Below are 8182 nucleotides of genomic sequence, written 5' to 3'. Positions count from 1 at the left end.
CCCCCCTCAAGATGAGATTTCCCATTACGCAAGTAAGTAAGATCCCTCAAAGATGATGAGGTGGATAGGTCTGGTGTGGAAGCATGGCGACATGTGGAGCTGACAGATACTAATCGATCGAGGACTTATCCAAAAAGACGGAGCTGGATTTCAGCTACCGTACAAGTTGATGAATTGTGTGATTGTTTTGAGTTTCAGTGTTTGTTTTATCCAGTTTTGAATGAACAAAAGTTCTTTCAAAAAAGTATTGCATTCTACATAAGATGTAGTGTATAATAGTAAATGTCCTTGAAACAGGGCGAGCACACTTGTCTGGTAATGATGGCGAAGAGGTCACACCCGTTCCCATACCGAACACGGAAGTTAAGTTCTTCAGCGCCGATGGTAGTAGGGGGCTTCCCCCTGTGAGAGTAGGACGTTGCCAGGCAAGCGCAGTTATGCGTGATATATGGAGGATTAGCTCAGCTGGGAGAGCATCTGCCTTACAAGCAGAGGGTCGGCGGTTCGAGCCCGTCATCCTCCACCATATTTTGTGCCGGTGTAGCTCAACTGGTAGAGCAACTGACTTGTAATCAGTAGGTTGAGGGTTCAAGTCCTTTCGCCGGCACCACTTAGTACGAGCCATTAGCTCAGTTGGTAGAGCATCTGACTTTTAATCAGAGGGTCGCAGGTTCGAATCCTGCATGGCTCACCATATATTTAACATGCTTAGAGAACTACAATTATATGCGGGTGTGGCGGAATTGGCAGACGCGCTAGACTTAGGATCTAGTGCCTTCGGGCGTGGGGGTTCAAGTCCCTTCACCCGCATCACTTTTGCGGAAGTAGTTCAGTGGTAGAATACGACCTTGCCAAGGTCGGGGTCGCGGGTTCGAATCCCGTCTTCCGCTCCACTGCAATTTACTACGCATGACTTATAAGCATTATGTTTGCGCCCGTAGCTCAATTGGATAGAGCGTCTGACTACGGATCAGAAGGTTGTGGATTCGACTTCTGCCGGGCGCGCCAATTTTAAAAACGTTAGATTTAGACTCGGGAAGTAGCTCAGCTTGGTAGAGCACTTGGTTTGGGACCAAGGGGTCGCAGGTTCGAATCCTGTCTTCCCGACCATCTTTTAAAGAGGGGCCTTAGCTCAGCTGGGAGAGCGCCTGCCTTGCACGCAGGAGGTCAGCGGTTCGATCCCGCTAGGCTCCACCATAATCATTACAATCCATTTCTTGGCGGCGTAGCTCAGCTGGCTAGAGCGTACGGTTCATACCCGTGAGGTCGGGGGTTCGATCCCCTCTGCCGCCATCCAAAGGACCTTTAGCTCAGTTGGTTAGAGCAGACGGCTCATAACCGTCCGGTCGCAGGTTCGAGTCCTGCAAGGTCCACCAGTATTGCTTTTTATTGCACGGAGGTATACCCAAGTTCGGCTGAAGGGATCGGTCTTGAAAACCGACAGGGGTGTCAAAACCCGCGGGGGTTCGAATCCCTCTACCTCCTCCATTTTTTAAACACTATAGTAGTATTATCGCGGGGTGGAGCAGTGGTAGCTCGTCGGGCTCATAACCCGAAGGTCACAGGTTCAAATCCTGTCCCCGCAACCAAATGGTCCCGTGGTGTAGTGGTTAACATGCCTGCCTGTCACGCAGGAGATCGCCGGTTCGACCCCGGTCGGGACCGCCATTTCTTTTAATACATAGTCTATTAAATACTATGTGGCTCAGTAGCTCAGTCGGTAGAGCAAAGGACTGAAAATCCTTGTGTCGGCGGTTCGATTCCGTCCTGAGCCACCATTTATGCGGGTGTAGTTTAGTGGTAAAACCTCAGCCTTCCAAGCTGATGATGAGGGTTCGATTCCCTTCACCCGCTCCAAATTGGGCCTATAGCTCAGCTGGTTAGAGCGCACGCCTGATAAGCGTGAGGTCGGTGGTTCGAGTCCACTTAGGCCCACTATTCCGCAGTAGCTCAGTGGTAGAGCAATCGGCTGTTAACCGATCGGTCGTAGGTTCGAGTCCTACCTGCGGAGCCATATTTACGGGGAAGTACTCAAGTGGCTCAAGAGGCGCCCCTGCTAAGGGTGTAGGTCGCGAAAGCGGCGCGAGGGTTCGAATCCCTCCTTCTCCGCCATATTTGTTTGGCCCCTTGGTCAAGCGGTTAAGACACCGCCCTTTCACGGCGGTAACACGGGTTCGAATCCCGTAGGGGTCATACATAAAAGTTCCTAGTTGCGATAACGCAACTAGGAACTTTTTTTATGATTCATTATTGATGTAACTGTCTTTACGGTGATATGGAATGTCGCCTAGTTCTGATTCAAGACCTTCCTCGTCCAGTTCCTCTTCATATGCTAATGTTGTATCTCCTCGAATAACTCCAGAAGGTTCGCCCTCCAAGTTGCTAGTTGCAATCACATCAATATCTTCTGTACCTTCGTCTTCAATTGAGGTGTCGTATAACGTTTCATAGTCATCATGATCTCCGACGAAGTCGGATGGAGTTTCTGAAGTTCCCGATTTTGCGATTTCTTCAAAGCTGTCGATGGGATCTCTATACGCACCATCATGCAGATCCGAAAATGTATTTGGATTAGCCATCTTCAACAAATCGTCCTCTACAGGGCGGTCTTCAGGAACTTCTTGAACCGCATCGTCTACACAGAAGGTCGTGTAGGGGACTGCTTCTAACCGTTCATAAGGGATTTCTTTTCCGCATTTTTCACATACTCCGTATGAACCCTCTTTCATTCTTTCCAATGCTTGCTGGACCTTTTCAAGCTCTTCAGTTGCATGTACACTCAATGCTCGATCCTTTTCTCGATCATATAACTCCGTTCCTAGATCTGCAGGGTGGTTATCGTAAGTGGACAGCTCGCCAATTGCTTCTTGAGGACTTTCTTCTACATCAGTTCTTTCTTCTGTCATGGTTAGCTCATCCTGTAGACGGAGTAGCTCTTTTTTCAAAGTCGTTGTTTGTTCTTTTGTTAACATTACGTTCACGTCCTTTATGGATTTACGTTCTAGTATGATTCAGAACAGCAAAATTACTAGTACTTCCGCTGTTAATTCAATGATTTCCTTTTTCGCGGAGTTGTTAAACCTTTTGAATCCATTTGGCGATAAATGAGAATTTCACCATAAAGAAAGAGGCTAAAGCAGAAATCAGTTTTCACTGACTCTGCATAGCCTCCTGTAACCTGTCATTATTTAGTTGTGAGATGTCCAATTAGTAACCCGATCGCGAGTAGAAGACAAAAGAATGTGTTTGTTTGAGCAGTGTATTTCATAGCAGGCATTACCTGTAGAGGGAGCTCGGAATTTTTAAAGATCTTAATTGCGTTAATTGGTTTTTTTACACAAAGAACGACAAGGAGACTCCAAGGTGTCAATCCACCAAAAAGAACTAAGGCAATAATCCATGCAAACGCGAGGATAAAGAATCCACTTTGAATTCGAATTGCAGTTGGTCTTCCAAACAAAATGGCTAGTGTTTTTCTACCACCTTTTTTATCGCCTTCCAAATCACGGATGTTGTTTGCCATCATGATTGCAGCTACAAGCAATACACTTGGAATGGACAGTAAAACAGCACGTTCTGACACGGTTCCTGTTTGGATGTAAAAAGCAATCAGGACTAACAGCATTCCCATGACGATTCCAGAAAATAGTTCACCCAGTGGTGTGTACGCTATTGGATAGGGTCCTCCTGTATAGAAGTAACCAATAGCCATTGAGATTAGTCCGACTACAGCAATCCACCAAGATGACTGCATACAGATATAGACACCTAAAAGAATTGAAACGCCATATAGGAGCAGTGCCAAATTTAGAATCGTCTTCGGATTTACTTTATTACGTACAATCGTTCCTCCGATGCCGACAGAATCTTCGGTATCGAGTCCGCGTTTAAAATCGTAGTACTCGTTAAACATATTGGTCGCCATTTGAATGAAAACACTCGCGAGCAACATGGCAGCGAATAATAAGAAGTCCAGTTGTCCGAATGGCAACGCCAGCATCGTGCCAAGGAACACAGGAGCAAAAGCTGCAGTCAATGTATGGGGACGAGTTAGCTGCCACCACATTCTCCAACCAGTTTCAATCTTGATAGTATCTTGCATTTCGTTCTCTCCTTCGTTTAAACATGCAAGTCTTATTGTACTCTATTCGGCACAAATACGGAATCCTTCAGGTTCTTAAAAATGCGCAGTAGCCCGATTTCCGCTATAATGGAAATAGAATTGGCACCAAGGGTTTGCCACATGAGGAGAGAATACTATGAATCGGAAGCTTACGGACTTGCCTAGCCGAAAAAAAACGGCAGCTATGCCGCATGTCCGCTTCTTTACAGAAACTATTGAGGCGGGCGGAATATCACCGCTGTCTTTTTTTGAGGCAGGGGCGTTTATCCATGATTCTCATCGTTTTTATTGGGAAAATGCATCTAAAACGATGACGCTTGTTGGAATTGGACATGCGTTGACGATAACTGATGAACCTGGAACCGATCGCTTTGATACGATTGAATCCAAATGGAAACACTATTGCGATGCACTTATAAAAGAAGACAAAGATATGAATCCTGTTTTGTTCGGTGGATTTTCTTTTGAGGAAAGACATTCATCCACTCCTTCAGAGTGGGGGAATTTCCCAGACGCTCTTTTTGCTGTGCCTACTTTCCAGTTGAAGATAGAAAACGGAAAAACACTTGTTGCGATAAATTTAATCTCTGAAGAAACTGAAACTGTTCTCCAATTTGAAGCACTTCGCAAGCAGAGAGACCAACTTATCCATATGGCACAAGTGCAGGAATCTGTATCAACCGAAAAGCCATTGCTGGTATCGATGAAGGAACTTCGCAAAGAGCATTATCTGAAGGCCGTTCAACGAATTACAGAGAAGATTCAAATGGGGGAATCTGAAAAAGTAGTCATAGCTCGGAAATTAGCACTGCAATTTGAGCAAGCAATTCCACCGGTAGCTGCACTTCAGTCTGTTGCTAACGAGCAACGGGACAGTTATAATTTTGGACTTGAAAATGGCTCACAATTCTTTTTTGGTGCCACTCCGGAACGATTGATTGAAATAAAAGACGGACTTGCTTTTTCTGCATGTGTTGCCGGATCCATTAAACGGGGGAGCAGTGCGGACGAGGATCAGCGGTTAGGTAACGAGCTACTCGGGGACAAAAAGAATCGGGAAGAACACCAATACGTGGTCGATATGATTACGGGCGTATTCGAATCGCTTTGTGCTTCTTATACAGCTGCTACACGACCTAAGTTGATGAAAGTACGTGACATCCAACATTTGCATACGCCGGTTCAGGGACGTCTGGGAGTTGAAAGTAGTATTTTCCAATTCGTCAAAGCCCTTCATCCGACACCTGCACTTGGGGGCGTTCCAACACCGGTCGCTAGGGAACTGATCCGTCAGGAAGAAGAACTCGATCGAGGATATTACGCAGCTCCCGTGGGCTGGACAGATGCATCTGGAAACGGTGAATTTGCGGTAGCGATACGTTCAGCATTGCTGGAACAGAAGAACGCATGGTTATATGCCGGTGGAGGAATTGTAGCAGACTCAGATCCCACTCAGGAATACGAAGAGACCTGGGTGAAATTTAGACCGATGTTACGTGCACTTGGGGGTTCGCTAAATGGATAATCGTAAAACGTTAACGAATCATGTGAGAAGAATGGCAGAAGGTTTTGTCGGGATGGGAGTTGCGCATGCGGTCATTAGTCCGGGATCGCGTTCCACTCCACTTGCTTACGCGCTCGCTTCTACAGAACAGATAGATGTCCATTTGCACGTAGATGAACGTTCTGCTGGATTTTTCGCACTTGGATTAGCGAAGGCAACGCAATTACCCGTTGTCCTGTTATGTACATCAGGCACAGCTGCGTCTAACTATCACCCAGCCGTAACAGAAGCGTTTTATGCTCGTGTTCCATTGATTGTGATTACAGCGGATCGTCCACACGAATTACGTGATGTTGGTGCACCACAAGCTATCCGGCAAATGGGGATATTTGGTCCGCACGTTAAATATGATGTGGACCTACCGATACCTGAAGATTCATCGGCAGTCGATGACTTTTTAGATCGGCAAATTGCTCGTGCTATAGGCATGGCGGTCACTGAACCTAAGGGTCCGGTCCATCTTAATGCCCCGTTCAGGGAGCCGTTGCTAATAGATTTTGAGCAAGAACTTCCAACAGTTACATTCATGGAGCGAATCTCTGGACACACGTCACTGACAACTGAGCAGAAAAATCAGGTGAGTGACCTAATCGGTTCCGCAGTACGGGGAGTTCTGGTCGTCGGTGAATGTCTTCCGGGATTTGATAAAAAACAAGTTTGGGAATTCGCAAAGAGCATGAATTGGCCGGTAATTTGTGATCCATTGTCCAATTTGCGATCAGAAGTTCCTGCTGATTGTCAGCACTTATGTATTGACTCTTATGACGCATTGCTGAAGAACGAAACGTTTGCGGCTCAAGCAGAACCGGATACGGTCATTCGAATCGGACCTCAACCGGTGTCTAAACCATTAACGTTATTTTTGAAGAAGGTAAGACCACAAGCATTTATTGTTGTGGATGAATCTCCCATCTTCCGTGATCCGCTCGGCATTGCCACACACCATTTGCAAGTGAGTGCGAACGAAATACTGTCTGTTGAAGCAACCGCACATCAAGATGCATCTTTTACTGAGATATGGAGTAAAGCAAACGAACTCGCTGGAGAAATGACGGAGCGTTATAGGAGTAAGGAAGTTCATGAAGGGGATTACGTTCGCACGTTACTAGCCTCGTTACCAGATGGATGCGACCTGATTAGTGGGAGTAGTATGCCGATCCGGGATTTGGATACCTATTTCCGCAAAACGGATCGGGATATCGCGATCTTTTCGAATCGCGGAGCTAACGGGATTGATGGGGTCGTTTCGACGGCTCTCGGCATTCAAACAGCCCGGAAGCGACCGGCTTGGCTTTTAATTGGTGATTTATCGTTCATGCATGATGTGAATGGGTTACTGATCTCTCGCATGCAAAAGATGGATTTAACTATTATTGTGAGTAACAATGATGGTGGTGGCATTTTCTCTTACTTGCCTCAATCTTCAATTCCCAATCATTTTGAACAGCTCTTTGGCACGCCAACCGGTTTGACATTTGCCCCGCTTGCAGAGATGTATGGCATTCAATATGACTCGATCTCATCGATAGAACAGCTAGAAGGTCAATTAGCAAAAGAGAAGACGGCTCCACTGAGGATCATTGAAATGATTTCAGTTCGGGAACATAATGTACAGGCACATCGTGAATTATGGAGTGCGATAGGAGAGGAGCTCGACCGTAATGGGGTCTGAGTGGATTTCAGTCAATGGACATTCGATGCATGTGCGACGTAACGGTGACCCAGCTCTTCCAGTTGTCGTATTCCTACATGGATTTACGGGTAGCATAGCTACATGGCGCACAATCAGTTCACTTCTTGAAGGGAAGGTCCACACGGTTGCCATCGATCTATGGGGGCATGGGCTCTCAGACAAACCTGATAACAGTTCAGACTATTCAATGGAGAAACAAACTGCAGATTTAGAGCAATTGTTCAACCAATTGGGGCTAACAAAGTTCACATTAGTCGGCTATTCCATGGGTGGCCGTACTGCGTTAGGGTATGCGACATCTTATCCTAAGCGGATACATCGACTAGTTCTGGAAAGTGCTTCACCTGGTCTGAAAACGGAAACAGAGCGTTCTGAACGAAAGAGAAATGATGCCAAATTAGCGAATCGACTACTGCACGAACCTTACTTGGATTTTGTGGATTTCTGGGAGAACCTATCCTTATTCGACTCTCAGAAGTCAATGTCAAAAAAACAAAAAGAAGACGTACGCAAAGAGCGACTGAGTCAAGACCCGCACGGCCTAGCAAACAGTTTAATCGGTATTGGGACAGGCAGCCAGCCGTCTTACTGGGAAGTACTTACTGAGCAAAGATATCCTGTGATTTTGGTTACAGGATCCCTCGATTCAAAGTTTGAAGCGATTGCTTTGGAGATGAAAATCTTACTGCCAAACGTCCAACATTTTTCTGTGAAAAATGCAGGTCATGCAATCCACGTGGAAAAACCTGAAGAATTTGCTACAATAATAAATGAGATTGTAAATCCAAAATGATTTCTAGGA

Annotated in this window: 5 protein-coding genes, 19 tRNA genes and 2 rRNA genes; 24 read left to right on the top strand and 2 right to left on the bottom strand. The window is 46.0% G+C overall.

Annotation, left to right across the window (positions count from 1 at the left end):
* From M3197_RS09500 to M3197_RS09400, 21 genes are all read left to right on the top strand, one after another.
* Positions 1–133: ribosomal RNA gene (locus tag M3197_RS09500) — 23S ribosomal RNA — on the top strand; the annotation flags it as partial.
* Between the two features lie 178 nt (positions 134–311).
* Positions 312–427, top strand: a 5S ribosomal RNA gene (rrf, locus tag M3197_RS09495).
* Between the two features lie 23 nt (positions 428–450).
* A tRNA-Val gene (locus M3197_RS09490) sits at positions 451–526 on the top strand.
* A gap of 8 nt (positions 527–534) precedes the next feature.
* A tRNA-Thr gene (locus M3197_RS09485) sits at positions 535–610 on the top strand.
* Between the two features lie 8 nt (positions 611–618).
* Positions 619–694, top strand: a tRNA-Lys gene (locus tag M3197_RS09480).
* Positions 695–728: 34 nt separating this feature from the next.
* A tRNA-Leu gene (locus tag M3197_RS09475) sits at positions 729–810 on the top strand.
* Between the two features lie 8 nt (positions 811–818).
* Positions 819–893: transfer RNA gene (locus tag M3197_RS09470), tRNA-Gly, on the top strand.
* 38 nt (positions 894–931) lie between these two features.
* Positions 932–1008, top strand: a tRNA-Arg gene (locus M3197_RS09465).
* 25 nt (positions 1009–1033) lie between these two features.
* Positions 1034–1110, top strand: a tRNA-Pro gene (locus tag M3197_RS09460).
* Between the two features lie 11 nt (positions 1111–1121).
* Positions 1122–1197 (top strand) — tRNA-Ala (locus M3197_RS09455).
* Positions 1198–1219: 22 nt separating this feature from the next.
* A tRNA-Met gene (locus M3197_RS09450) sits at positions 1220–1293 on the top strand.
* 6 nt (positions 1294–1299) lie between these two features.
* Positions 1300–1376: transfer RNA gene (locus M3197_RS09445), tRNA-Ile, on the top strand.
* A gap of 19 nt (positions 1377–1395) precedes the next feature.
* Positions 1396–1488 (top strand) — tRNA-Ser (locus tag M3197_RS09440).
* A gap of 26 nt (positions 1489–1514) precedes the next feature.
* Positions 1515–1589: transfer RNA gene (locus M3197_RS09435), tRNA-Met, on the top strand.
* Between the two features lie 3 nt (positions 1590–1592).
* Positions 1593–1668: transfer RNA gene (locus M3197_RS09430), tRNA-Asp, on the top strand.
* Positions 1669–1702: 34 nt separating this feature from the next.
* Positions 1703–1778, top strand: a tRNA-Phe gene (locus M3197_RS09425).
* A gap of 5 nt (positions 1779–1783) precedes the next feature.
* Positions 1784–1857, top strand: a tRNA-Gly gene (locus M3197_RS09420).
* 4 nt (positions 1858–1861) lie between these two features.
* Positions 1862–1935: transfer RNA gene (locus tag M3197_RS09415), tRNA-Ile, on the top strand.
* 4 nt (positions 1936–1939) lie between these two features.
* Positions 1940–2014, top strand: a tRNA-Asn gene (locus M3197_RS09410).
* 7 nt (positions 2015–2021) lie between these two features.
* A tRNA-Ser gene (locus M3197_RS09405) sits at positions 2022–2112 on the top strand.
* Between the two features lie 9 nt (positions 2113–2121).
* Positions 2122–2193: transfer RNA gene (locus M3197_RS09400), tRNA-Glu, on the top strand.
* A gap of 44 nt (positions 2194–2237) precedes the next feature.
* Here M3197_RS09400 and M3197_RS09395 read toward each other — a convergent pair.
* Both M3197_RS09395 and M3197_RS09390 read right to left on the bottom strand, forming a co-directional pair.
* The gene (locus tag M3197_RS09395; protein ID WP_251660995.1) at positions 2238–2972 is read right to left on the bottom strand and encodes a TraR/DksA C4-type zinc finger protein; all 735 of its coding nucleotides are present in this window, start codon (positions 2970–2972) and stop codon (positions 2238–2240) included.
* Positions 2973–3184: 212 nt separating this feature from the next.
* On the bottom strand, positions 3185–4102 hold the full coding sequence (locus M3197_RS09390; protein WP_251660993.1) for a 1,4-dihydroxy-2-naphthoate polyprenyltransferase: 918 nt from the start codon (positions 4100–4102) through the stop codon (positions 3185–3187).
* A gap of 157 nt (positions 4103–4259) precedes the next feature.
* Between M3197_RS09390 and M3197_RS09385 the strand changes: the two genes are divergently transcribed.
* Genes M3197_RS09385 through menH form a run of 3 tightly spaced genes read left to right on the top strand, consistent with a single transcriptional unit; the run spans position 4260 to position 8173 of the window.
* The gene (locus M3197_RS09385) at positions 4260–5648 is read left to right on the top strand and encodes an isochorismate synthase (RefSeq protein WP_251660991.1); all 1389 of its coding nucleotides are present in this window, start codon (positions 4260–4262) and stop codon (positions 5646–5648) included.
* Complete coding sequence (gene menD / locus M3197_RS09380) at positions 5641–7359, top strand: 2-succinyl-5-enolpyruvyl-6-hydroxy-3-cyclohexene-1-carboxylic-acid synthase (protein ID WP_251660989.1); 1719 nt, start codon at positions 5641–5643, stop codon at positions 7357–7359. Before M3197_RS09385 ends, menD begins: the two co-directional genes overlap by 8 nt.
* On the top strand, positions 7349–8173 hold the full coding sequence (menH, locus tag M3197_RS09375) for a 2-succinyl-6-hydroxy-2,4-cyclohexadiene-1-carboxylate synthase (protein ID WP_251660987.1): 825 nt from the start codon (positions 7349–7351) through the stop codon (positions 8171–8173). The genes menD and menH overlap by 11 nt, the downstream gene beginning before the upstream one ends.
* Positions 8174–8182: the final 9 nt, after the last annotated feature.

Origin of the sequence: Sporosarcina aquimarina, from assembly GCF_023715615.1 — a bacterium.
In the GTDB taxonomy this organism is placed as follows: Bacteria; Bacillota; Bacilli; order Bacillales_A; family Planococcaceae; genus Sporosarcina; species Sporosarcina aquimarina_A.
Note: the sequence above shows the minus strand (reverse complement) of the source record. Positions and strands in the feature narration are given on the sequence as shown.